The following is a 24,750-nucleotide window of genomic DNA, read 5'->3' as shown; positions in this document are numbered from 1 at the left end:
ACAGTCAGACGCGCTAAAGTCGGGTTGTGAGCAACCCTCAACACTAACACTAGGCTTTTTCTGCTCTCAAGCGCCAGTTATCCACAAAATCTTTGCCTGGAATTGGTAAATCAATGTCAATTTCAGGGGCTTTCGCAGCGACGGTGTATTCCATCACATAAAAGCAATTTCCAAAGATATAGTGTAACTTAAAGTTTTCTACGTTGGCAGGCAAATCGGCGATGGGCACCTCCGCACGGAACAACGGGTTGGCTTTCCAAAGCGTTTGGTACGTAGGCTCGTTGCGAAGCCATGGCGCCATACTTTCGTCTCCAATCACGACTTTCCCTCCTACTTTCACCACGCGAGTAAGTTCCGCAAAGGCTTTTTTACGCTCTGAGAATGTATTAATACCTCCAAAATGGAATACAGAATCAAACGTCCCGTCCGCAAAAGGTAAGTATGAGCCATTTCCCAAAAAGAAATGAATATTTACGTCCTCCGCCTTCAATTTCTGCGTAGCAAGGCGCAACATATTAGGTGAAAGATCTGACAACACCGCCGTTCCACCTGGGCTAATTTGCTCAATAATCAAAGCCGAATCTTTTCCCGTTCCTGCTCCTACTTCAAGCACAGTTTGGCCAGGTTGCAAGTTCATCAATCCAATCATAAATTGGCGAGTGGCTGCTTCGTCAGAGTGGTTCAATGTTTCAAACACCCACGAAACGCCACGGTCGTAGCGTTGATACGCTTGGTCGTAGAGATGCTGCTCGCGGGCATCATCTTCAAACAACTCACGCGGATGCACCATGTCGATGATGTTTGAATCCAACACAGGATAAACTGTACCATCAGGAGCAGTAAGCGATTGGCCATCTTCGGCAACTTGTAGCGGCTGTCCCGTTTTAGGGCAAACCAATGAAGCAAGGAATTGAGTATGTGTCATTCTATTAGGATTCTAAACTAATCATCAAGAGGGTCAAAATTAACGCAACTTTTATACTTTGGCAAAGATGGTTTCTAGGCCAAAGGAGGGATTTATTATTCGGTTCGTACAAAAACGCGGGTATTTTCTACTTCTCCCACCAGTCGATAGTGCGCTGCAATCAAGGCTTTTAGTTCTGGAAAAGCTTCATGCGCTTGCGTTGCGCGATCGTAGAGCCACAAGCTATTCGGCCCTACGGCATCTACAAATACTTTAGGGGTATTCTGTTTTAAATCAGCTAGATAACGTTTGTAATAAATCTCCCGCATCGGATGCGGATAAATACATCGCTCCGAATGGTTCTCGGCCGTTCCTTGAGGCATTTGGGTTTCTACGTGATACCGACACATCCAACCCCAAATCACCAAGCGGTCGTTAGAGGAAGCGTACTGTTGAATCAATTTTGACACTTGACTTACAGGCACGCGGTGGTCGGCCGTCGAAAGATAAGCATTGAGCGGTTCGCGTTTCAGCACTTTGTAGCCAAACCAGCCTACCCACACCCCCACGGTAAGTATTACCAGCGCCGCCATTGTTTTGGATTGGGCCACCAAGGTATTGATACCCAACGCCGCCATCAATCCAAATGGATAAATACACAGGTTGAGGTAATGTACAAAATCATTTCCCGACTTGGTGGCGGCATACAACGCTGTCAACAGCCAAAGCACGGCAAAATAGAACAATGTTGTTTTATTTTTTGCTCCTCTAAAAGCCAACAATACCAACGGCAAGGTAGTCAGCAAAAACGCCATAAAACTGGGGCTTTTGGCAAAAAAATGCGGTAAACGAAGAATCGAATCTATCAACGAACTACCACCTGCATAAATGAGGTTTCCAAGAACGTAAAAATTCCAAAAATCGTCGAGCACGTCGTACGCCCACGCCCACACTAAGGTCAATATCGGAAATGTCACTGCCCCAAGCACCAAGGCACTGAGTTTGGTTATCCGTTTCTCCGTATTCCACCCCTGTATGATTGCAAATAGCCCAATCACCGCAGCTTGAGGCACTACTTGAATTTTAGCAAATGGGCTTATGCCTAAGACCAGCCCAAGCAAAAACCAAGGGGCTATTTTGGGCGAAGGATTCCAATTTTTGGACAGTAGCCAGAGCCCTATATTTAGTACCAAAACGGGGAGTTGTTCGCTCGAATAATGCACATAATCCGCTTCCTGGGTAAATGCGAGCAAAAACAACGGCGGCAGTAGCGCAACGCGAGCAGCGTTTTCTCCCCACCAATTTTTCACACTGCGGTAAAAAAACCACAAACTTCCCAGCACACAAAGCAAGCCCACCAAACGCCCCGAGGTATAGTCTATCGCACGTCCAAAAAACGAGGGCAGCAAAAGAGCATAATTATCGAGTGGGCCAATGGTAGTTCCATCCACCGACTGCCAATAAATAGGATACTGTTTGAGGGTAATGGCGTGCGCCAACATTTGGCTTTCGTCGGGGTTAATTTCTTGGTTGAAAATCACCACGGGCAGGCGCATAAACAACAACAATGCCGCCGACAAACCCAGAAAAAGAATTTCTTGAAAGCGCTTATTTTTCAATAATGTCAGCACCACTATCGCTCCTGCAAGGAGATAGCCAAGGGCAAAATACACTATTGGAAAATCGTCGAAACTCAACACAATTGCTTATTGGTTATTCGCTGATGAACACTGATTTTAACTTATGTCTTCTACTTTCTCGATAAAATCGCGGTACTGAAGCACGGGAATAAACTGCTGTTGGGTACGGTATTGAAGCACCATAAAAACAAGAAAAAGCGAAATCAAAAACGACTGAAGTACCACAATCAACAAAGCCGAACTGAGCGTAGATGCCCAGCCTGGCGAGGCGTCGTTCATCCATTTCAAAAACAATACGACACAAATGACCAGCAACGCCGCCAATGACATCCCAATCGAAAAGATTAAAATGCGAACCGCCGTTACGTCAATCAGTACCGAAATCGTACTTAGTCCATGCAATACCAGCGACACAAAATTCATCTTGCTTTCGCCCGCCAAACGTTTTCCACGTTCGGTAGGAATGGCTACGTACGGAATCCTTGACCTAATAATGCCCCCAGGAAAATTGTTCCATATTTCGGAAACGCGCACAAGGTTTTGCAAACGTCGTTGCGGAATCAAAGAGAAGTTTCCAAACGTAATCACTTTCCCCGTCAACTGACGAAAGATAAATTTATAAATACCGTAGAAAAAACGAAAAGTAAAGCTTTCTTGGCGTTTGGTACGTTGCGCAAAAACGATACGGTCAGGCGATTGCTCCGAGGCAGCCACCAAGGCATTGATGTCTTTGGGCGCATCTTCGCCGTCGGCATCCATCACAATCACTTTTTCGCACGATACCTCCTTGGCAATGTAAGACAACCCAATCGCAATGGCTCGTTGATGGCCCAAATTGCGATATAGACGCACAATTTGCACCTGTTGCCCCCGAAACGCCACCAAATGCTCTAAATCTTGGCTAGAACAATCATCTACAATAACCAAAGACGTAGTGGCCAACAGTTCGGCCACTACGTCTTGATTAATGCGTTCGATAAGCAGGTTTAACGCCTCCCAATCGTTGTATTGCGGTATGAGTATGACGTATTTTGAAGTCATTGAGTTTGTTATCAGTTTAACAGATAACAGTTCTACACCGCCATCGCCAAACGAGCGGCGATACCGTCGTGGATTTGAACAAGTGTTTGTTCGAGGTTATAAGTCCAGTTCCAATCTGGATAGTGGCTCTTGAATTTCGTCAAGTCACTTACGTACCAAATGTGGTCACCGATACGGTTGGTTTCTGAGTAATGATACGTTAATTTTTTGCCCGCAATTTTCTCACAAATGGCGATTGCTTCCAACATCGAGCAGTTGGCATAGCGGCCACCACCTGCGTTGTAGGCTTCTCCTGGACGTGGGTTTTGGTAGAAATGCCAGAACATATTCACCAAGTCGTAGCTGTGGATGTTGTCACGTACTTGCTTTCCTTTGTAACCGAAGATGGTGTAAGGGTTATTGGTAATCGTACACTTCATCAAATACGCCAAAAAGCCGTGCAACTGCGCACCTGAATGGTTAGGACCAGTCAAACATCCACCGCGGAATACGCCTACTTTCATGCCAAAATAACGACCGTACTCTTGGCACATAATATCTGCCGCTACTTTCGACGCTCCGAAGATAGAGTGTTTGGTATGGTCAAGGCTGTGGTGCTCGTCGATACCATTTTTGAAGTACGCGTGGTCTTCCGAAATCTCCCAACGGCTTTCTAGTTCTACCAATGGCAAGTAATTAGGGTTATCGCCATATACTTTGTTGGTCGAAGTAAAGATAAACACCGCCTCTGGGCAGTTTTGGCGGGTCATTTCAAGCATGTTGAGCGTTCCGACCGCGTTTACTCCGAAGTCAGTAAAAGGCTCACGTGCCGCCCAGTCGTGGCTTGGTTGGGCCGCGGCATGAACGATTAGCTTAATGTCGGCACCATATTCTTTAAAAATGGGCTCCAACTGGCTCACTTCACGGATATCAGCGCTGTAGTGCTTATAATTCGTGTACGCATCTTGCAAACGGTTACGGTTCCATTCCGTGTTTCCGTCTTGCCCAAAGAAATATTGACGTAAATTATTATCTACCCCAATCACGAGGTCAAATTTATCAGCAAAAAAAGCGACCGACTCGCTTCCAATCAATCCAGCCGAACCAGTGACAAGTGCAATGTTCATACAAGAATCGTCTTTTGAAGTGTTATGTATATTGGAAAATTTCTATTTTTCTCTTTTAAAGGCGTAAAATAAGTCAAAAAAGTTCAATTCGCCTAATCCGTAAAATAAGTCAGTTAGTCAGCTTTCTCCAGTTTAAAACTAAAGGTTGTCCCTTTTTCCACTTTGCTCGCTACCGAAATCTTTGACCCGTGCGCACTCAAAATATGCTTCACAATGGCCAGTCCCAGCCCCGTTCCTCCTTTTTCACGCGAGCGGCTTTTGTCCACCCGATAAAACCGCTCAAACAAGCGCGGCAAGTGTTCCGACGGAATCCCAGGGCCATTGTCACGTACGGATATCACAAAATGTTTTTTCTCTTCCTCAAAATGGACAACGACTTTTCCGTTGTCATTTCCGTATTTAATGGCGTTTTCGATGAGGTTTGTCATCACTTGCGTAATTCGATAGGCGTCGGCTTTTACCCAAACGTGCGCCAGTTGATCGGGTTTAATTTTTAGGAGGGTTTTGCGCAAGTTTGCTTTGTGTTCAAGCTGTTCACAGACTTCCAAGGTCAGCAAACGCAAGTCCACCATTTCCTTGTGCATTCGGATTTCTCCCGTTTCCATCTGCGACAGCGCCACTAAATCTTTGACGAGTGCATCGAGCCCATCCAAGCTTTTGGCGGCTTTTTGCAGAAACTTATCCCGCACTTTTACATCGTCCATGGCACCATCCAGCAGGGTATGAATAAACCCTTGCGCCGCAAAAATGGGCGTTTTCAATTCGTGCGAAACATCCGCCAAAAACTCCCGACGGAATATTTCTAGTTTTTTTAGTTCGTCGATTTCTTGCTGCTTTCGAGCCACATAGACAAAAATCTCTTGGTTGAGTTTTTTCAACGGATTGGCATCGCTCACAATCGACTTCCTTGGAAAGCTAAAGTCCTTGAGTTTCAGGCGTTGAATGGTCTGGTGCATTTTGGTCACTTCACGGTACACCAAAATCTCAATGGCGTACATTATGAGAAAAAAAGCGGCCGAAAAACTGGCGAGACCTGCCACAAAAAACATACTTCCGTTGGTACCACTTACAAACGAAAGAAAGGCGACAGTAATGGCCGAAATGGCCAAAGCAAGTAAGAAAGCAATGATACGTGGCGTAAATCGCATGAGGGTAAAGATGTCTCTGCCGCAAAGTTACGCAAATATTTTTCCTGAAATTTTAAGAAAATGTTTTGTCTTATGCTTGACTATCTGTAACTTTGCGCTCCGTTTTGAAATTTTTGAAAAGCAATGGCAAAGAAAGGTAACAGAATACAAGTAATTTTGGAATGTACGGTTCAAAAGGAATCAGGCGTTCCTGGCATGTCGCGTTACATCACGACAAAGAACCGTAAAAACACACCTGCCCGTATGGAAATGAAGAAATACAATCCATACTTGAAGAAAGTAACGGTTCACAAAGAAATTAAATAATTTGTTATTTGTTGATCGTTAACTAGTTAATTGGTACTGTTAAACGATTAGACACTAACTTTTAACAATCTTAACTGATACTTACAATGGCAAAGAAAGTAGTTGCAACCCTGAAAAAAGAAGGTGGTAAGACTTATGCTAAGGTGATTCAAGCTGTGAAATCTCCAAAGACTGGTGCTTACACTTTTAAAGAGGTTATCGTTCCTACCGATGAGGTACAGGCTGCGTTGAAAAACTAATTCGCAATCTCTGTTACCGTAACGATATTCTAAGAAAGTCCCCATGAGGGACTTTTTTTGTTGTACATTTGTGACAGAATTTATACAAACGATAACATGGGTTTATTTGATTTTTTCTCGAAAGAAAAAAAAGAGACGCTCGATAAAGGGCTCGAAAAATCAAAAGAAAGCTTCTTTGGGAAATTGAGCCGCGCACTCGTCGGTAAATCAACCGTCGATGAGGAAGTCTTAGATGAGTTAGAGGAGATTCTGATTAGCTCAGACGTGGGCGTTGGTACGACCGTCAAAGTCATTGAACGCATCGAAGCACGCGTCTCAAAAGACAAATATACAAGCACTGGCGAGCTCGACCGTATCCTTCGTGACGAGATTGCTGCCTTGCTTACCGAGAATCAATCACTTGATGTTAAAGACAGCTTTGAAACCGACAACCTACCGAAACCTTATGTTATTATGGTTGTGGGGGTAAACGGCGCTGGCAAAACAACAACCATTGGAAAACTGGCCCACCAGTTCAACAAACGTGGTAAGAAGGTAGTCTTGGGCGCAGGTGACACTTTCCGCGCTGCTGCTGTAGATCAGCTCAAAACCTGGGGACAGCGCGCCGGCGTGCCCGTCATCGAGCATGGTATGAATACCGATCCTGCTGCCGTGGCACACGATGCCGTCAAGAAAGGGGTAGAAATGGGTGCTGACGTGGTGATTGTAGATACTGCTGGACGCTTACACACCAAAGTAAACTTGATGAACGAGCTAACGAAAATTAAGCGTGTCATGCAAAAAGTATTGCCCGACGCTCCTCATGAAGTATTATTGGTGTTAGATGGAAGTACCGGCCAAAATGCCGTGATTCAGGCACGTGAATTTACCAAAGCCACCGAAGTTACTTCACTGGCGATTACGAAGCTCGACGGCACTGCCAAAGGGGGCGTTGTGATTGGTATTTCGGACGAGTTCAAAATTCCTGTCAAATACATTGGCGTAGGCGAACGTATGGACGACCTACAAGTGTTTGACCGTACCCAATTTGTCGATTCTTTATTTAAGAAATAACCGCCCAAAAGCACGAACAAAAAGAAAGCCGACCCTCAAGAGAGTCGGCTTTTATATTTTGCCTAGTCAGGCGCTTCAGTTTACTAGAAACGGAAGTGCGAGAACGCTTTGTTGGCTTCAGCCATACGGTGCGTATCGTCTTTCTTCTTCACAGAAGCACCTTCACCTTTTGATGCCGCAACGATTTCAGCTGCTAAACGGTCACGCATGGTTTTTTCACCGCGCAAACGAGCGTACTTAATCATCCACTTCATTCCCAAAGCAACTTTACGATCTGGACGAACTTCAGTTGGAACTTGGAAGTTAGCACCACCTACGCGGCGGCTTTTTACCTCTACAGCAGGCATTACGTTGTTCAACGCACGGCGCCATACTTCAAGGCCACTTTCGTTAAGACGTTTTTCAGCAATTTCCAATGCACCGTAGAAAATTTCGTACGCTGTACTTTTTTTACCTTCCAACATCAAGTTGTTCACAAACTTGGTTACCATTACGTCCCTGTACTTAGGGTCAGGCAATAGGTATCTTTTTTTAGGTTTTGCTTTTCTCATTGTACTGAGTTGTTAATCAATGTAGGTTTCGTTTTTCAACTGATTCATCCCAAACTAACTTCGGGATTACTACCCTTTTATGCTATAATGTACTATGCAAACAAAAGGACGAACGCTAACGCGTTTTAATTACTTCTTCTTACCTGGTGCTGGTTTTCCACCCTTTCCTACTGGAGCTACTTGTCCTGGTTTCGGACGTTTAGCACCATAAAGTGAGCGGCTTTGTTTACGACCGTTTACACCTGCGGTATCAAGCGCACCACGAACGATGTGGTAACGTACCCCTGGAAGGTCTTTCACACGACCACCACGCACCAATACGATTGAGTGCTCTTGGAGGTTGTGTCCTTCGCCTGGGATATAAGCGTTGACTTCCTTCATGTTTGACAAACGTACACGCGCAACTTTGCGCAAAGCCGAGTTTGGCTTCTTCGGGGTCGTGGTGTATACACGCGTACATACACCGCGACGTTGTGGGCAAGAATCTAAGGCTGGTGACTTAGATTTCCACGTCATTTGTTCGCGTCCTTTGCGTACTAACTGTGAAATAGTTGGCATTTTATACTGTTTTTTTCAAAAATGGTTATACCACCCCAAAAATGGGAGTGCAAAAATAGAAGATTATCTTCTGATCACCAAGAATATACGCTAAGTTTTTTTAGTAAGTATGCTATTTGGAGAAAAATATTCTCAAAACTGTGGTTCAATATAAAAAACCAAATAGCCACAAGGGGATAACATTAGTATAGCCTATTTCAATGTTATCTTTCACAATCCAAGCGTTGGATAATGCCGCTATTTGCTTCTTTTTTTTGTTTTTTCCTCCTACCTCTAACGTATATTTATCATCTACCATAAAATCACCTTGTTCAGCTAATACCAAATGGTGTCCTTTATTACAGAGTTGATTTGCCACAAATGTTTCACGTAGGGTACCTTCATTGGGCGTTTTACCTAACGCGTAATTGAAATTCGTATTCTCCAAAACAATTTTATCAGGCTTTTGAAGTACCGAAGTTCCATGGCCTTCTTTGTGAATATTACGAATGATCGCCGCTTGTTCTAGATGTTGAAGCCACATTAGTACGGTATTTCGGCTAACTTGTAGTACCGTAGCTAGTTCTTGAATATTGGGAATGTAAGGAACTGTATCAGCTAGAACTCCCAACAATCGTCTAATTTTAGATTGATGACTCGCTGAATAATCATGCAAAAAAGCTAAATCAAAGCCCAATACAGCATCAATGAGCTGGAAAGTTCTCATCCCATATTCTTGCTCAGAAGAAGTTTGAACTCCAAGTGGTAAATAGCCAGTTTGAAGATATTTTTTGAAGTGGAGCAATGGAGTCTTTAGTGTTTGCATCAACTCCATTGCTATTATTTGATGGTTTTCGAGCAGGTCACTTAATGGAAAAGAAGGCAAATCAGCCAGTTGGTATAATGATAAATACTCTCGAAACGACATTCCATGTAAGGTAACACTCAAAGCCCTACGGCTTAAATCGGCCTCTCCTCGGTAAATATCAAGGGCAGATGAAGCCGTAAAAAGTACCCGCATTTCAGGAAAGCCATCATAAATATTCTTTAACTCCGCCGACCAATGAGCGTATTTATGCACTTCATCAATAACTAGTAAACGCCCGCCCTGTTTGTGCCATTCTTCAGCGGTTTCGAGCAATGAATGTTGGTAAAACCACGGATGGTCAGCTGTGACGTACAAGGACGTTGACAACGACTGTGTTTTAAAATATTGCAACAATAACGTTGTTTTTCCTACTCCCCGAATTCCCTTCACACCTACTAAACGGCTATGAAAAGGGATCTGCTGATATAAATACCGTTTAAACGATAGAGGCGTATTTTGCAGTATATTGTTTTGAAATGAGAACAATTTTTCCATAAAAACGTTTTTGTTTCAAAACAAATATAGGTTATTGACGCCACTTCTACGTTACAAATCCCTATTTTATTCCTTCCTTGGCTAGGTCGGCGTAGCCACCACCCTGCAAATTGTAGATTAATTTAAAGCCTGACTCTTTTAAAATTTGTGATGCCTTCGTACTACGCCCTCCTACGGCACAATAGACAAAGACGGGTTTGTTTTTATCAAGCTTTTGGACTTGCTCTTTGAATGCTGGGTCGTTGTAATTAATACATTTCGACGACGCTATTTTTCCCGCATTCCATTCGTTGGGGGTACGGACGTCCAACAATTGGGCATTGGGTGTGGTCTTGAGTTTTTGAATAAAGTCTTTAGGGGCTAAGTTTTCTTGGGCACGCAAAGAGGTGCCAGCCAATAGCACAATAACAAAAGTAAAAGTTGCAAGCAGCGTTTTCATGTTGTGAAAAAAGTTAAGATAAAAACAGTTCTTTGAATAAAATGTAAAAGCCCATCACGAGCACAAAATAACCAAAAATTGGCTTTAATTTATCACCACTGATTTTGCGAGCCAGCGAACTCCCCAGTAAAATACCGATGACTGCAAGGGTTGAAAAATGCACAAGAAATGGCCAGTTGATGCGCGAATGGAATTCGTAATCGCGCCAAAAACCCGTCAGGGAGTTCGTAGCAATGATGACTAACGATGTCCCTACAGCCTGTTGCATCGGAAGGCGAGCAATCAGCACCAGCGCTGGAATAATCAAAAAACCACCTCCCGCTCCCAGCAATCCCGTGATTCCGCCCACTAAAAAACCCTTGAGCAACATATTTATGACGTGCCAGTACCCACCTGCTGATGGATTGCTATTCCTTGGGAATTGGTTTGGCGGATTTTTTATCATCGAAAATGATGAAAAAACCATCAATACCGCAAACAATGCCAGTAAAAAGCTCGAACGAGAAAGAATAAAAGTACCAGCTTGAAGTATTGGATTGGGAATAAGGGGCAGCAAATAGGTACGCGTCAAAAACACACTCACCACTGAGGGAATTCCAAAAGTTAACGTCAGTGGCCAATGAATATGCCCCGCACCCGCTCGGACCGTGGCTCCGACTAGGCTCGTGAGCCCCACAATAAAAAGAGAATAAGTGGTGGCTAGAAGTGGCTCAACGCCAAACAAATATACTAAAATGGGTACGGTAAGAATAGCTCCACCGCTACCAATAAGTCCCAAGCAAAGCCCCATCACAAGCGCTCCTGCGTACCCAATGATTTCCATAAAAGTAAAGCACAGCTAGGAGGATGGTTTGGCGACTAACTGTGCTTTACAAATTTACAGTAACTTTTCTTCTAAGGCTAATTTTACCAATTCGGCCGCATTATGTACTTGAAGGCGGCGCATCATGTTGGCACGGTGGTTGTCAACGGTACGAACACTAAGATCAAGAGTATCAGCAATTTGACGACTACTCATGCCTTCCACCAGCAATTTTAGCACTTCTTTTTCTTTTTTGGAAAGTAATGTTTTTCGTGATTCTGACGCTTTTTCCACTTTTTGAACCTGCGACAAATACCCATTCACAATCACCGCCGCTACTGAAGGGTTGAAATATTTTTCGCCATTTTTAACCGAATGTAGGGCCGCTAAAATTTCATCACGCGTGGCATCTTTCAACAAATAACCGTACGCCCCTGCCTCCACAGACTTGAGGATGTACGCGTCATCGTTGTGCATTGATAAAATGACAGGTCGGATGGCAGTGCTTTGCTTCACCACTTTACCTACCAACTCAATACCCGACATGCCTGGCATCGAAATGTCAATGAGCATCACCTGAGGCTTTAAGTAGGCAATTTTTTCGAGGGCTTCTTCCCCATTGGCGGCTTCGCCAATGACTTCGATTTCGTCGGTACTTTCTAAAATCGACCGCAGCCCATTTCGGACTATTGTGTGGTCATCGACGAGTACTACTTGGATTTTCTTCATGTTGTTAGTTATGTTGAGGAATATTTACAATGATTTCGGTGCCTTGGCCTACTGTTGAATGAATTTTGATTTTCCCATCCAGCAAACGCGTACGTTCTTGGAGGTTGGTCAAGCCATGCGTAGGCACGAGCGTTGATTGCGTTTTTTTATTGATTCGGAACCCTTTGCCGTTGTCGGTAATTTTGAGTACAATGTCTTTTTCTTGACGAAAAATGCGAACAGCAATAGTGGTGGCTTGCGCGTGTTTGACGGCATTGTGAATGGCCTCTTGGGCAATTCGGTAAAGCCCTATTTCAATCCGTGGATCAAAACGTTCGTCGTTAAGATTTGACTCAAAAACCAACGGCGCGCCTGTATTTCGGACGGTAGAATCCACAAGCTGTTTCAGAGCTAACTTCACCCCAAAATCATTCAGAACGGTAGGCATCAGGTTGTTAGAAATTCCTCGTACTTCTTGGATTGTTTGCCCTACCAATTGTCGAAGATTGATAGCTTGTTGGCGGTCTTTTTCTGACCATCCCGTTCCATTTGAAAAGCTTTCGGCCATCAATTTCAGCCCAGTTAGCATCTGCCCTACCCCGTCGTGAAGCTCTTTGGAAAGGCGGCGACGCTCTTCTTCTTGCCCTTGCAGCAGCGCTGAAGTGTGAATTTTTTGTTCTTTCAGTTCTTGGCGGTGCCGATGTTGCGTGACTTCTAGCAACTTGGCTTGCGTAGCGCGCAGCTCTTGATAGGCTTTTTGAAGTTCTTGGTTGGCCTGATGCGTTTTTTCACGTGCTTCTATGAGCTGATGAAGCGTTTCGGAAAGTTTTACGACGGCAGGGCGAAAAATAAATAATCCCTCCACTAACAAAACACAAAGCGTAAAAGCCATCAGCCAAAGTTCAATGCGTCGGAGCGTTGTCACTTTGGCTTTGGCTTCTTGGTCGTATTGAAATACGATTCGATCCATTTTGCGCAAAAACACAAGTTCATGCGCAAAGATATTTTTTAGGTGAACATCCACAGTTCCTTCGCGGACGGGCTGTTCGAGCCAGCCGATGACCGCATGGGTACTGCGCGCAATTGCCTGAAAATGCACATCAATGTCCTCAAACATCGCCCGTACGGTATCGCTGTTTACCGAAGTCGCTTTAATATCCCGAAGGTTTCCCGTTTTTAATTGGTCGTGGTGATCTTCCCAATCGCGTAACACCTTTTTTAACTCTGTCACGTGCGTTGCTTTATCGGCCAAATCTGGTCGCTGGGTAAGTAAAAGGGCGCATTTGGCAATCAACTGACTTTGAAAGCGTTGACGGCCCGCATAATTCACCAGCCAAGAGTCGTGCAGCGACCCCTCCAAGGAATTTTGAACCAATAATTGTCCGAGTATCGTCAGAAATGCAACCAACGATAAGGCCATGATATACAGCCGAGTAAAACGTTTAGGTACGCGTAATGGCATAAGTTGGAATGTTAAATTCCGATAAACACAAATCCGTCTTCTATCTTAACGGGATACACATTGATGCAATAATCTTCGCCTTGTAAGTTCAGTCCTGTCTCAAGGGAAAACGTTTTTTTATGAAAAGGACACGCTACTTTCGGATGCCCCTGCTGGTCGCCAATCATCCCACGGCTCAAGGCCATTTGATGCTTGTGGGGGCATTCGTTGTCGGTCGCGTACCATTTATCGAGTTGTTTGAAATGAAACACCGCAATTTGTTTGTCGTTGTATTTAACACAAGCCCCCCCATTTTCGGGAAAAGCAGAAATGGGTGCTGCTTTGAACCAAGTAGTAGGTTGATTATTCATTTTAATTCAGTTTTAGGGTGAAACTTGGATAGATTACCAATCAGCGGGGCGTTTTTGTCCACGCATCTCCACAAACTCCAACGTTGGATCAGGCTCTTCCACATTGACAAAATGAGAAAAACGAGCCCTGATTTCAGGCGTTTCTACGGCCACTCGCCACTCATCGTGGTACGTATCAACCAAGTATTGCAGCTCGCGTTCCAATTCAGCCGCAATCCCTAAACTATCATTGATAATCACGTCGCGGAGGTACTCCATTCCCCCTTCTAATTTATTGAACCAAGTAGCGGTGCGTTGGAGTGGTTCAGCGGTTTTGATGTAAAACATCAAAAAGCGGTCGATGTACTTCAAACAAGTTTCATCGTCGAGGTCGCTGGCTAGCAGCAGCGCGTGCTGAGGCTTGATTCCGCCGTTTCCGCATACGTACAAATTCCACCCTTTGTCGGTTGCGATGATGCCAAAATCTTTGCTTTGGGCTTCGGCACACTCACGCGTACAGCCCGAAACGGCGCTTTTAAGTTTATGTGGCGAACGAATGCCTTTGTATCGGTTTTCTACCCGAATCGCAAATCCGACCGCATCTTGTACCCCAAATCGGCACCACGTACTTCCCACACAACTTTTGACCGTACGCAACGATTTTCCGTAGGCATGACCACTTTCAAAGCCTACTTCGAGCAGCTCTTCCCAAATTGAAGGCAGTTGCTCAACCCGCGCTCCGAACAAGTCAACCCGCTGTCCACCAGTAATTTTACAATACAAATCATACTTTTTAGCGACTGTTCCGAGCGCAATGAGTTGTTCGGGAGTTATTTCCCCACCTGGCACACGGGGCACGACCGAATACGTCCCTCCTCGTTGAATATTGGCCATAAAACGGTCGTTCGTGTCTTGAATTACCGCCTGTTTGGCAATGACATCGTTATAAATACTGGCCAACATCGAAGCGACGGCTGGTTTACACACCTCACAGCCACACCCTTTTCCAAACTTCGCTACCACTTCATCGTAGGTACGTGTCCCCGACGTTTGAATCAAGTGATACATTTCTTGGCGCGAATAATCGAAGTGCTCGCAAAGCACTTTTTTTACAACCTTACCTTGCTTTTTGAGGGTTTCTGTCAACAAATCAGACAGCATCGGTACACAACCTCCGCAGCCTGTTCCTGCTTTTGTGCACTTCTTGATGGCCGCTACATCGGGCAAGTTGTGTTCTTCAATGGCCTGACAAATAGCTCCTTTGGTAATGTTTTCGCACGAACAAATACTGGCCTCGTCTGGCAGGGCAGCAACGCCTGCTCCCGCCGAGGCACCATCACCTTTACGCGCAGGCAGCACCAAATCTTCGGGGTTAGGTGGCAATACCAAACGATTTTTGACCGTTTGAAGAAGCATGTTGTAGTTTTCGGCTTCTCCCACCAAAATCCCCCCTAACAGGTATTTCCCATCCGTCGTCACATTCAGACGCTTATAAATACCTTTGAGTTTGTCTTCCACCACAATCGTATCGTGGGGAGTTTGTTCACAGAAAGGCTCGCCAAAACTTGCCACATCGACACCGATGAGTTTCAGTTTTGTGGACATATCAAACGCCTTAAATTCCTTGACAGTTGGGCCTTGTACTAGGTTGTTTGCCACCACTTCGGCCATTTCGTAGCCAGGGGCAACGAGTCCATAAATCATTCCTTGATGAAGCGCACATTCACCGATGGCATAAATATCAGGATGCGACGTCTGAAGTTGGTCATTCACCACAATGCCCCCCCTTGGCCCAACGGCGATAGCGGCTTGTTTTGCCAGCTCGTCGCGGGGGCGTATTCCTGCCGAAATCACGACCATATCCACCTCCAGCGAGGTTCCGTCCGCAAACGAAAGCCCAACAACTGCCGCTCCTCCGTCAAACTGTGACGTGTTTTTATTGAGGTGAATTTGAATCCCCAACGCTTCCATTTTTCGTTTGAGCATCCCAGCCCCTGCCGCGTCCAATTGCCGTGGCATAAGTCGCGGTGCAAACTCCACTACGTGGGTCTCTAAGCCCAAATCGAGGGTTGCTTTGGCGGCTTCTAGCCCCAAAAGCCCTCCTCCAATCACCGCAGCACGCGTTGCCCCTTTGGAATAACCAATGATGGCGTCGAGGTCTTCGATGGTTCGATACACAAACACCCCTTCTTTTTCTACGCCTGGCACAGGAGGTACAAAGGCCCCTGAGCCCGTAGCCAACACCAGCTTGTCGTAAGGAATTTGTAGCCCTGTGTGGGTCTGAACATAGTGAGCTGCGGGGTCGATTTTGACCACACACTCCCCAGTAAGTAGTTGGATGCCGTGCTCGGCATACCAGCTTGCGGGCGCCATTGTCAGTTCTTCGACTGACGTGCCCGAAAAATACGCGGAGAGATGAACCCGATCGTACGCTGGACGAGGTTCTTCACCAATTACCGTGATAGAAAATAGGCCGCCACCTACTTTTGTCAGCAACTTTTCGCAGAACTTATAGCCTACCATTCCGTTGCCTACTACCACTACCTTTAGCGGTTGTGTCATGGAGAAAATTGTTTTTACAATCCCTAATTTAATCCTCTATATGTACTTCAATTTTTAATGAGTAATTCTTATAAAAGTTGAATCCTGTGCTACTTAGAACAAAAACCAAATATTCTGATTTTTACAATTTTTACACCAATGATGGCTATTTTTAAAACTAGCTTTTGCAAAAATAGAATATTATTTCCTACGAATACTTAAAAATAATACTTAATTTTGAAAAAATACTTAATTTTAATTTATTATTCTATCAATATGCACATTGGTAAAATAATATTTCAAAAAAGTATTTATAAAGTACAAAATACACCAAAAGGGTGGCGGCTCTTTGGTGAGTAAATAAGTTAAATTAGGGACTGATTATGAAACCAACATTGACACTGGTAGGGGCTGGCCCTGGCGACCCCGAACTCATCACACTCAAAGGCATCAAAGCATTACAACAAGCAGACGTTGTTCTTTACGACGCTTTGGTATCCACCGAACTCCTCACCTACGCCCCTGCTCACGCGCAGCTGGTTTATGTAGGCAAACGGCGTGGGCGCTGCGAATTTGCCCAAAGCGACCTCAACCAACTCATTGTTGACTATGCCCTCACGTATGGGCATGTCGTTCGCCTCAAAGGTGGTGACTCTTTTGTCTTTGGCAGGGGATACGAAGAAATTGCGTTCGCCCAAGAATTTGGCATTCAAACCGCCGTAATTCCTGGCATTTCGAGCAGCATTTCGGTACCTGCCCTGGCGGGTATTCCGCTTACCTGCCGAGGAGTGAGCGAAAGTTTTTGGGTACTCACGGGCACCACCAAAAACCACAGCCTCTCCAACGACGTCGCCAAAGCCGCTCATAGCACGGCTACCCTCGTGATTTTGATGGGAATGCAACACCTCAGCCAAATTACCGCCCTGCTTTCGGAGGCAGGACGTGGTCATACGCCCGTCGCTATTATCCAGAACGGCAGCACACCCCAACAAAAGCTTGGCCTAGGCACCGTTGATACGATTGTAGAAGTGGTTGAAAAAGAGCAATTGGCCAACCCTGCCATCATCGTTATCGGAGAAGTTGTACGGTTACATCCTGCCTATCCCAACGGTAGGTTGGAAGCAACGATGGCTTTTGGATAAAACCAATCCTTCCCATCACCATGAACCGTCTTTTATCTTTTCTCATTGTTGGCATGAGTTGTCAGTTAGCCTTTGGTCAAACAACCCCAGAATTATGTCAGGGTGGCTATTTTACCGAAGCACAGGGCAAAGAATTTTTAGAAAAACACGTTCCTTCTTCCAAAAAAGAATGGGAAAACCGCGCTGCCCAAATCCGTAATCGCATTTTGGAAGGAGGTGAACTCAACAACCTTCCACCCCGCCCAACATCTAAACCTATTGTCCACAGCCGACGAGAGCTAAACGGATACAGCGTTGAAAATGTGGCTTTTGAGAGCGTAGAGGGCTATTATGTAACGGGAAATTTGTACCGCCCCCTCCAGCAAAAAGGGCCATTTGCGGCCGTACTTTGTCCACACGGACATACCCAAAACGCCGATGCTCGTTTTTTGGAGGCAATGCAGTTTCGTTGTGCCAACCTGGCCCGCATGGGTGCCGTTGTTTTTGCGTTTGACATGCTGGGGTACAGCGACGCCCAACAATGCCAACACAAACTTCCCAAAGCGTTTAAACTGCAAGCCTTGAATAGCATTCGGGCATTGGATTTTTTGCTAGACCAACCTGGTATCGATAAAAATCGGGTAGGTGTGACAGGTGAATCAGGCGGAGGTACTCAAACCTTCATGCTTACCGCCCTCGACCCGCGCGTAAAAGTGGCCGTTCCTGTCGTGATGGTTTCGGCGCACTTTTTTGGCGGATGTACCTGCGAAAGTGGCATGCCTGTTCATAAAAAAGGAGATTTTCAGACCAATAACGTAGAAATTGCAGCTCTTGCTGCACCTCGACCCTTGCTTATCGTTTCGGATGGTGCCGACTGGACCAAGCACAATCCTGAGGTGGAATACCCGCATTTGCAGAAGATTTATAGCTTATACGGAAAAGCTAATTTGGTAGAAAACGTCCACTTACCCACCGAAAAACACGACTACGGCCCTTCAAAAAGAGCCGCAGCCTATCGTTTTTTGGCTAAACACCTACGTTTAGATATTTCGAAAGTGACCAAGGCCGATGGCAATATCGACGAAAGTAATGCGCAACTGCTCGACCGTAAGCTGTTGGAAGTATTCAACGCCGACCACCCACGCCCTAGCAATGCGGCCATCGGCGATGACGCCGTAACAGCCTTGCTCAATTGGTAATCAACTATTGGTCAACGGATTTGATACTGTAATTTTTGGTAAACTGCCACAACAACGCTGGCGCAAAACGCTTGAGGTACGTGCCAAGGGTTTCCATAAAACCTGCAATAACAACCTCACGCTTTCCTGCTTTGAAGGCTGCGATCATTTTACGCGCACACACATCGGCTGGAATCCCTTTGGCTTGGTTTTCGTCCATCTTGCCAAAGGGTTTTCCGTCTTTTCCAATGGCATTGTACGAAATATTGGTTTTGATATAGCCAGGACACACAATCGTCACCTGCACTCCTTCTTGCCATACTTCCCCGCGCAACGAATCAAAAAAACCTTGAATGGCGTGTTTGGAAGCACTGTAAAACGTGCGAAATGACGTACCAATTTTGCCACTTACGCTGCTTGTTACCAGTATTCCTCCCGATTTTTGTGCCAACAAATGCGGCAGGACTTCGCGCGTGAGCAGGACAAGGTTCGTAAAATTGGTATCCATCAATCGCTTAAAATCAGCAGGGGCAATGTCCAAAAACTTTTCGCGCTGACTTACTCCTGCGTTGGGTACCAGCACGTCGATACGACCAAAATGCGCCAATACGCTCTGAGTTTTAGCCGCAAATTCTTCGGGGCGAAGCATGTCAATCGGCAGTGTCATCACCGCGTTTTCTGGCAAAGATAATTCTCGTTTGACGCGCTCCAGTTCTTCGAGACGCCGTGCTGAAAGCACTAGTTTGGCACCTTCTTTGGCAAATTCATGGGCCAAAGCCTCGCCAATTCCCGACGAAGCCCCCGTTATCCAAACAACTTTATTGGTTAGGTTCATTTATATTCGGTTTCCTGTTTTTTCTTTAGAATTCCCTGTCATGCTGACGATAGGAAGTATCTATTTCTTGTTTTTACTCATCGGGTTGCGAGCCCCATATTCGGTCGGGTTGTAAGCAACCCTCCACACGTTAGCAACCCTCCTCACATTAACACCCCTCCTCCCATTCGACATTCTACACTCGACATTCCAAATCGGTCGGGTTGTGAGCAACCCTCCTCACATTCCCCCCCCTTCCCACATTCGACATTCTGCACTCTAAACTCGACATTCCAAATCGGTCGGGTTGTGAGCAACCCTCCTCACGTTAGCAACCCTCCACACATTAACGCCCCTCCTCACATTCGACATTCTACACTCTGCACTCGACATTCCAAATCGGTCGGGTTGTGAGCAACCCTCCACACGTTAGCAGCCCTCCTCACATTACCCCCCCTCCTCACATTCGACATTCTACCCTCTGCACTCGACATTCCAAATCGGTCGGGTTGTGAGCAACCCTCCTCACGTTAGCAACCCTCCTCACATTTGCCTAAATTGAGTTTTTTTGCAATATCGTGCATTTTTACACGTTAATTCCACCAAATGACATTTTTATGACCAGACTGCGTTTGTGCGTTCCTTTTTTCTTGATTTTCATTTTTCCCCACGCTCGCGCCCAGCACTTTGCTTTGAGTCGTCTTTTTTACCCCAATGCTACGCTTCGCGCCGATATGATGGCCGATGCCAATATGGGAAACAATCAACGTTTTGGGCTTACTAGAACGTCGTTCAATGCCATCATTCCACTCCGCAGCGAAGTGGATGTGGCATTTAGTCTTCGTAAAAAACTGGACTTACGCGCCCGTCACTTTTTGATGTTGGCCAATGCGTCACAAATCAACCCAAGTATCAACAGTACCATCACGCCCGACAATGGCTACAAAACGTTTTCTGCGGGTGTGTTGATGCTTCAAGCCAGCCTCCGCGACCGCCTGTGGATTTATGGCGGTGGTCTGGGACTAACGGAGTCAAACGAGACGTTTTTTACACCTCAGCCTTTCTTTTGGGGCGGAGGGGCGCGGATGCGAATTTTAGGAATCCATACCCAAATCGCTTACGGAACGGTGCTGATTTATAACCAAAAAATTCGCTTTGTACCCGTTTTCGGTATTAATAAACGCATCAACAAACAATGGCGCGTGTCGGCGTTGTTGCCGTTTCGTGCTGATGTCAACTACCGTTTCAATGAATGGCTAAACTTCGACATGATTGGAGCATTCGACGGTTATAGTGGTGGTTTTCAACAAGTAACCAGTGTAGAAAAAATGCTCCGACGGAGCAATTACCAGCAGGTGAAATTTTCGGTTGCCGCCAATGCACACTTATTTACCGTTTTCAATGTGTCGTTAGAGGCTGGTTTGGGCACCTTCCGCCAAATCCGCACCTTCAATGCCGCTCGCGAAAACCTCGGAACTCAGAACCCAAACATTGCCCCCTTCATTGGAGCCAGTGTGCGTTATATCTCAAGTAAGTCAAAGCTTTCGTCGCAGTTTACTAGGAAGTTAGGATTTGGAGAGTCAGGTATCAACTGGTAAACCTTCCGCGCGAAACCCCAAGGCAGCCCTCAAAAGCTGCCTTTTTTTATGGGTTAGCGCGTATAATAATCCTGCCTTCATCATGAGTTAACATACCAATTGTTCTTTTGCAGTTAATTATCCCCGTTTCAATCAAACCTCTCCCCTATGAACAAATTTACACTCCTGCTCTTATCCACGTTCCTGCTCGGCACGGCTACGGCCCAAAATGTTGCCAAAGGAATTGTTTACGAAGACCTAAATGGCAATTTTAAGAAAGACAAAAAAGAAAAAGGCATTGCCAACGTTGCCGTTTCCAACGGTACAGACGTGGTGCTTACCAACGCAAAGGGTGAATATCAGTTGCCCGTTGGCGACGATAATATCTTCTTTGTCATCAAACCCACAGGTTATAAAGTAGCCTTGGACGAAAACAACCTCCCCAAATCTTACTATTTGCACAAACCCAAAGGTGCACCCGAATTGAAGTACAAAGGAGCAGCACCAACGGGTGCACTTCCTGCTTCATTGGATTTTGCCTTGACGGCCTCTCCCGAAGCCGATAACTTCAAAGCCCTCATTTTTGGTGACCCACAACCCTATACTTTAGACGAAATAAAACACTTTGAAAAAGGGGTTGTCCAAGAGGTAGCAGGCATCAAAGAGGTCGCTTTTGGGTTGAGTCTGGGCGATTTGGTGGGCGACAACCTCGACCTTCACCAAGCGTACAAAGAAACGATTCGAAAAGTGGGACTTCCGTGGTATAATCTTACAGGCAACCACGACATGAACTACGACGTGACCCAAGACGAACATGCCAACGAGGCGTTTCAATCGCATTTAGGCCCCGTCAATTATTCGTTCAATTACGGCAAAGTCCATTTTATCGTGCTTGACGACATCCTCTATCCTGACCCGCGCGACGGCAAGGGCTATTGGGGTGGCTTCCGCAAAGACCAGCTCGATTTTGTAGAAAATGACCTCAAGTTTGTTCCTAAAGAAAATTTGGTGGTTTTAGCATTCCATATTCCTTTGGAATTAGAGGGAGAATCGTTTCGTTTGGAAGACCGCCAACGTCTTTTTTCTATCCTCAAAGACTATCCCAATACACTCGCACTTTCGGCCCACACGCACTTCCAGCAACAAAACTTTTTCGGTGCAAAAGAGGGATGGCAAGGCGCTAAACCTTTCTATGAATTTAACGTTGGCACAACCTCGGGCGACTGGTATTCGGGCGAAAAAAATGACCAGGGCGTCCCTGCTTCTACCATGCGCGATGGCACACCCAAGGGCTACGTTTTCCTAAATTTCAACGGCAATCAATATACCATCGACTACAAAGTGGTGGGCAAACCTAGCGATTATCAGATTGATATTTATGCGCCAAACGTCATTCCGTCTGACCGTGGAACGGCGGCCAAAGTGTATGCCAACTTTTTTATGGGAAGTGAAAAAGATGTGGTTGAATACCGCCTCGATAACGGCGATTGGAAACCCATGACCTACACACGGGAAGCCGACCCTCGCTATGTGGCGGCTCTTTACCGCTGGGATGCCTCGGAGAAGTTGATGCCAGGACGTCGGCCAAGCAATCCCGTCAAGTCAACGCACTTGTGGTCGGTGGCATTTCCAAATACCAAAGTAGAAGGTACGCACACGATTGAAGTTCGTGCCAAAGACATGTTTGGGCGGACGTTTACCCAAACAAAAACGTTTCGGGTAGAAAAACCGTAATGTTTTTGTTCGACCTTACAACACCTCTCCCATTACTTCGTCCAACGAACGGGCATCGGGAAAAAAGGACAACACCCGCGTCAAGACGCCTTCAATGATGGCATCAGGGCAAGACGCCCCGCAAGTGAGCATGACAGTCACCGAATCTTTATCTGGAATGAAGTTTTCGGTGACTTTTTCTTTCTTTCGGTGTAAGTCGTAGTGTTTGATGAGGTTGCGATCCAAAATTTTGTTGGCCGACTCAATAAAATACGTTGGAAATTTGGTCTCACAAAGTTCTACAATGTGGGAAGTATTGGAGCTATTATAGCCGCCTGCAATCAACACAAAATCAGCTTGTTCTTTCAACAAAGCGTAGGTCGCATCTTGATTGTCGTTGGTGGCGTAGCAAAGGGTATCGCGCGTGTTGGCAAAACGACTTTCTACTTCGTGCGGGGCAAGGTCGAAATGTTTTATCATTACCTGCTTAAGATAATCCGCAATTCCCTGCGTATCCGAAGCGAGCATCGTTGTTTGGTTGACAACTCCAATGCGTTGCAAATCTTGTTCTGGGTCAAAACCTACGGAATATTGCCCACTAAACTCCTCAAAAAATTCTTCTTTATTGGCCTCTCCCGTAATGTAACGGGCCAGGCGTTCGGCTTGTTTTTGGTTTTTAACAATAACCGTGGGAGCATCCTCTTTACTATGCGAAAACGTAGCCCGCGTTTCTTCGTGTAACGGTTTTCCGTGTACGACAATCGTATAATTTTTCTGACCGATTTGGGCGGCGCGGTTCCACACTTTTTCCACAAACGGGCAAGTAGTATCGTATTTGTAGGCGTCGATGCCAAGAAGTTGCAAGCGATTTTGGATTTCGATGGTCGTTCCAAAAGCAGGAACAACAACGATGTCGTCCGACTTTAATTCTTCCCAAGGAATGATTTGACGGCCAGTGGTTTCCATCAAAAAACGCACGCCACGTTCCAATAAATCCCGATTAACGTCAGGATTATGAATCATTTCGCTCAACAAAAAGATACGCTTATCAGGATTTTCTTCGATGGCCCGGTAGGCGATTTCGATGGCGTTTTCGACGCCGTAGCAAAACCCAAAATGCCGCGCAATGAGAAACTTCACCGACCCGAAATCCAGCACGGTCGGCGACAAATCGCGCTTCAACTTGTCGTTTTTGCGACGTAGCTCTTTGATAGGAGTGATAATCCGACTACGATAAAATTCGGGTATTTGGAAAGTCTTCATGCTGTTGGAGCAGAATTAGACGTGGATAAAAAAATGGGTTGCTTAGACCGTCGCTGCAAAGGTACGACGAACGTTTTTATAACACGCTACCTTCCCACTTTGTTTCGACAAAATCTAAAATACTTGCTCGTTGATTTTTAATTGTTTCTCGGGATTCCACTGAAACGTGTAGCAACTGCTGCTGCTACGGGCCTCTACAATGCGGTAACCTTTGTAGTCAACGCCCCAGTTTCCACCAAAATGCCCGTCGAAAAAGGCAGGTTTTGAAAGCGTTTTACCCATGTCGATGGCGTGGTCATGCCCGTGAAACATGGCTCGGAGATTGGGATATTTAGCCAGCGTTTTTTCTAATTCGGGGCACGTTGTGCCGTGCTCAGACCAAAGCTTGGCAGGAATGTGCATGAACAAAAATACGTGTTCTTTTTTGGTAAATTTGGCCAATTGAGCGTCAATCCACGGAATATCAGGGCAAAGGTATTCTCCTTTTTCGTTGGACGTATCGGCCAAAATAATCGCATTTTTACCAATTTCTACGCTGTGATTAAGGTCATATCCCCAAGTTTCGCGCCATTGAGCAGGTGTAACGTGGTCGTGGTTGCCACGAGTAACGTAATACGGAAAGCCCAATTGGTCAAAGTACTGCTTGACTTCGGGCAAAAACTGAATGTTATCGTGAAATAAGTCTCCGTTAAAAACCACAAAATCAAGCCCTTTTTCAGCCCGTTCTTGCTTAAAGTACTTAATGATGTTTTCGTGGTAGGCTTTATAATCGGTTTTTGCTTGCCCATAATGGCCATCGGAGGCCACAGCAAAACGCAATCGACGGGAAGACTTGGTCGAAGGTGGTTGGCAACCAAGCGCTACAAGACCTACGGAAAGCTGGAGAAATTCGCGACGTATCATAAAAAAAGTGTT

24 protein-coding genes are annotated in these 24,750 nt (G+C 45.6%); 7 read left to right on the top strand and 17 right to left on the bottom strand.

Annotated features, from left to right (window positions below; all coding sequences use genetic code 11):
* Positions 1-49: 49 nt before the first annotated feature.
* From FHS57_RS24215 to FHS57_RS24195, 5 genes are all read right to left on the bottom strand, one after another.
* Complete coding sequence (locus tag FHS57_RS24215; RefSeq protein ID WP_183978219.1) at positions 50-925, bottom strand: class I SAM-dependent methyltransferase; 876 nt, start codon at positions 923-925, stop codon at positions 50-52.
* A gap of 95 nt (positions 926-1,020) precedes the next feature.
* Positions 1,021-2,604, bottom strand: a complete 1,584-nt coding sequence (locus FHS57_RS24210; RefSeq protein ID WP_183978217.1) for a glycosyltransferase family 39 protein — start codon at positions 2,602-2,604, stop codon at positions 1,021-1,023.
* A gap of 36 nt (positions 2,605-2,640) precedes the next feature.
* Positions 2,641-3,585, bottom strand: a complete 945-nt coding sequence (locus FHS57_RS24205; protein ID WP_183978215.1) for a glycosyltransferase — start codon at positions 3,583-3,585, stop codon at positions 2,641-2,643.
* A 32-nt stretch (positions 3,586-3,617) separates the two neighbouring features.
* Positions 3,618-4,691 (bottom strand): NAD-dependent epimerase/dehydratase family protein, encoded by a 1,074-nt coding sequence (locus tag FHS57_RS24200; RefSeq protein ID WP_183978213.1) that lies wholly within the window; start codon positions 4,689-4,691, stop codon positions 3,618-3,620.
* Positions 4,692-4,804: 113 nt separating this feature from the next.
* Entirely contained in the window at positions 4,805-5,839 is a 1,035-nt protein-coding gene (locus tag FHS57_RS24195) for a sensor histidine kinase (protein WP_183978211.1), read from the bottom strand.
* A 123-nt stretch (positions 5,840-5,962) separates the two neighbouring features.
* Between FHS57_RS24195 and rpmG the strand changes: the two genes are divergently transcribed.
* From rpmG to ftsY, 3 genes are all read left to right on the top strand, one after another.
* Complete coding sequence (gene rpmG / locus FHS57_RS24190) at positions 5,963-6,145, top strand: 50S ribosomal protein L33 (RefSeq protein WP_028523859.1); 183 nt, start codon at positions 5,963-5,965, stop codon at positions 6,143-6,145.
* Between the two features lie 86 nt (positions 6,146-6,231).
* Positions 6,232-6,384, top strand: coding sequence for a DUF4295 domain-containing protein (locus FHS57_RS24185; RefSeq protein WP_084332196.1), 153 nt, complete (start codon positions 6,232-6,234; stop codon positions 6,382-6,384).
* Between the two features lie 96 nt (positions 6,385-6,480).
* Positions 6,481-7,437 (top strand): signal recognition particle-docking protein FtsY, encoded by a 957-nt coding sequence (gene ftsY / locus FHS57_RS24180; RefSeq protein ID WP_183978209.1) that lies wholly within the window; start codon positions 6,481-6,483, stop codon positions 7,435-7,437.
* An 83-nt stretch (positions 7,438-7,520) separates the two neighbouring features.
* Here ftsY and rpsG read toward each other — a convergent pair whose 3' ends face one another.
* The 9 genes from rpsG to nirB all read right to left on the bottom strand — a co-directional run bounded on the left by rpsG (position 7,521) and on the right by nirB (position 16,190).
* The gene (gene rpsG, locus FHS57_RS24175; protein ID WP_122932575.1) at positions 7,521-7,988 is read right to left on the bottom strand and encodes a 30S ribosomal protein S7; all 468 of its coding nucleotides are present in this window, start codon (positions 7,986-7,988) and stop codon (positions 7,521-7,523) included.
* Between the two features lie 129 nt (positions 7,989-8,117).
* Positions 8,118-8,546, bottom strand: a complete 429-nt coding sequence (gene rpsL, locus FHS57_RS24170) for a 30S ribosomal protein S12 (RefSeq protein WP_028523856.1) — start codon at positions 8,544-8,546, stop codon at positions 8,118-8,120.
* Positions 8,547-8,691: 145 nt separating this feature from the next.
* Positions 8,692-9,888 (bottom strand): ATP-binding protein, encoded by a 1,197-nt coding sequence (locus FHS57_RS24165; RefSeq protein ID WP_183978208.1) that lies wholly within the window; start codon positions 9,886-9,888, stop codon positions 8,692-8,694.
* 61 nt (positions 9,889-9,949) lie between these two features.
* Entirely contained in the window at positions 9,950-10,327 is a 378-nt protein-coding gene (locus FHS57_RS24160; RefSeq protein WP_183978206.1) for a rhodanese-like domain-containing protein, read from the bottom strand.
* Between the two features lie 13 nt (positions 10,328-10,340).
* Positions 10,341-11,150 carry a sulfite exporter TauE/SafE family protein gene (locus tag FHS57_RS24155; protein WP_183978204.1) on the bottom strand — a complete coding sequence of 270 codons (810 nt, stop codon included), beginning with the start codon at positions 11,148-11,150 and terminating at the stop codon, positions 10,341-10,343.
* A gap of 54 nt (positions 11,151-11,204) precedes the next feature.
* The gene (locus FHS57_RS24150; RefSeq protein WP_028523852.1) at positions 11,205-11,858 is read right to left on the bottom strand and encodes a response regulator; all 654 of its coding nucleotides are present in this window, start codon (positions 11,856-11,858) and stop codon (positions 11,205-11,207) included.
* Between the two features lie 4 nt (positions 11,859-11,862).
* Positions 11,863-13,299: an ATP-binding protein gene (locus tag FHS57_RS24145; protein WP_183978202.1), complete on the bottom strand. Its 1,437-nt coding sequence runs from the start codon at positions 13,297-13,299 to the stop codon at positions 11,863-11,865.
* 11 nt (positions 13,300-13,310) lie between these two features.
* Positions 13,311-13,649 (bottom strand): nitrite reductase small subunit NirD, encoded by a 339-nt coding sequence (gene nirD / locus FHS57_RS24140; RefSeq protein WP_183978200.1) that lies wholly within the window; start codon positions 13,647-13,649, stop codon positions 13,311-13,313.
* A 33-nt stretch (positions 13,650-13,682) separates the two neighbouring features.
* Positions 13,683-16,190 (bottom strand): nitrite reductase large subunit NirB, encoded by a 2,508-nt coding sequence (gene nirB / locus FHS57_RS24135; protein WP_183978198.1) that lies wholly within the window; start codon positions 16,188-16,190, stop codon positions 13,683-13,685.
* A 362-nt stretch (positions 16,191-16,552) separates the two neighbouring features.
* Here nirB and cobA point away from each other — a divergent pair, with 362 nt between their 5' ends.
* Together cobA and FHS57_RS24125 are read left to right on the top strand one after the other, a co-directional pair.
* Entirely contained in the window at positions 16,553-17,311 is a 759-nt protein-coding gene (cobA, locus tag FHS57_RS24130) for a uroporphyrinogen-III C-methyltransferase (protein WP_183978196.1), read from the top strand.
* Between the two features lie 20 nt (positions 17,312-17,331).
* On the top strand, positions 17,332-18,489 hold the full coding sequence (locus tag FHS57_RS24125) for an alpha/beta hydrolase family protein (protein ID WP_183978194.1): 1,158 nt from the start codon (positions 17,332-17,334) through the stop codon (positions 18,487-18,489).
* Positions 18,490-18,493: 4 nt separating this feature from the next.
* Here FHS57_RS24125 and FHS57_RS24120 read toward each other — a convergent pair whose 3' ends face one another.
* Positions 18,494-19,303: an SDR family oxidoreductase gene (locus FHS57_RS24120; protein ID WP_183978192.1), complete on the bottom strand. Its 810-nt coding sequence runs from the start codon at positions 19,301-19,303 to the stop codon at positions 18,494-18,496.
* Positions 19,304-19,899: 596 nt separating this feature from the next.
* Here FHS57_RS24120 and FHS57_RS24115 point away from each other — a divergent pair.
* Together FHS57_RS24115 and FHS57_RS24110 are read left to right on the top strand one after the other, a co-directional pair.
* Positions 19,900-20,880 carry a hypothetical protein gene (locus tag FHS57_RS24115; RefSeq protein WP_122932586.1) on the top strand — a complete coding sequence of 327 codons (981 nt, stop codon included), beginning with the start codon at positions 19,900-19,902 and terminating at the stop codon, positions 20,878-20,880.
* 147 nt (positions 20,881-21,027) lie between these two features.
* Positions 21,028-22,593: a calcineurin-like phosphoesterase C-terminal domain-containing protein gene (locus FHS57_RS24110; RefSeq protein WP_183978190.1), complete on the top strand. Its 1,566-nt coding sequence runs from the start codon at positions 21,028-21,030 to the stop codon at positions 22,591-22,593.
* A gap of 15 nt (positions 22,594-22,608) precedes the next feature.
* On the opposite strand, the gene FHS57_RS24105 is transcribed toward FHS57_RS24110, so the two are convergent.
* Together FHS57_RS24105 and FHS57_RS24100 are read right to left on the bottom strand one after the other, a co-directional pair.
* The gene (locus FHS57_RS24105; RefSeq protein WP_183978188.1) at positions 22,609-23,835 is read right to left on the bottom strand and encodes a 4-hydroxy-3-methylbut-2-enyl diphosphate reductase; all 1,227 of its coding nucleotides are present in this window, start codon (positions 23,833-23,835) and stop codon (positions 22,609-22,611) included.
* Between the two features lie 114 nt (positions 23,836-23,949).
* A complete protein-coding gene (locus FHS57_RS24100; protein WP_183978186.1) occupies positions 23,950-24,738 on the bottom strand; it encodes a metallophosphoesterase family protein in 789 nt (262 codons plus the stop codon).
* Between the last annotated feature and the right edge of the window lie 12 nt (positions 24,739-24,750).

The sequence above is a fragment of the Runella defluvii genome, assembly GCF_014195535.1.
Taxonomy (GTDB): Bacteria; Bacteroidota; Bacteroidia; order Cytophagales; family Spirosomataceae; genus Runella; species Runella defluvii.
The sequence above is the reverse complement of the archived record's forward strand: the minus strand, read 5'-3'. Positions and strand labels throughout refer to the sequence as shown.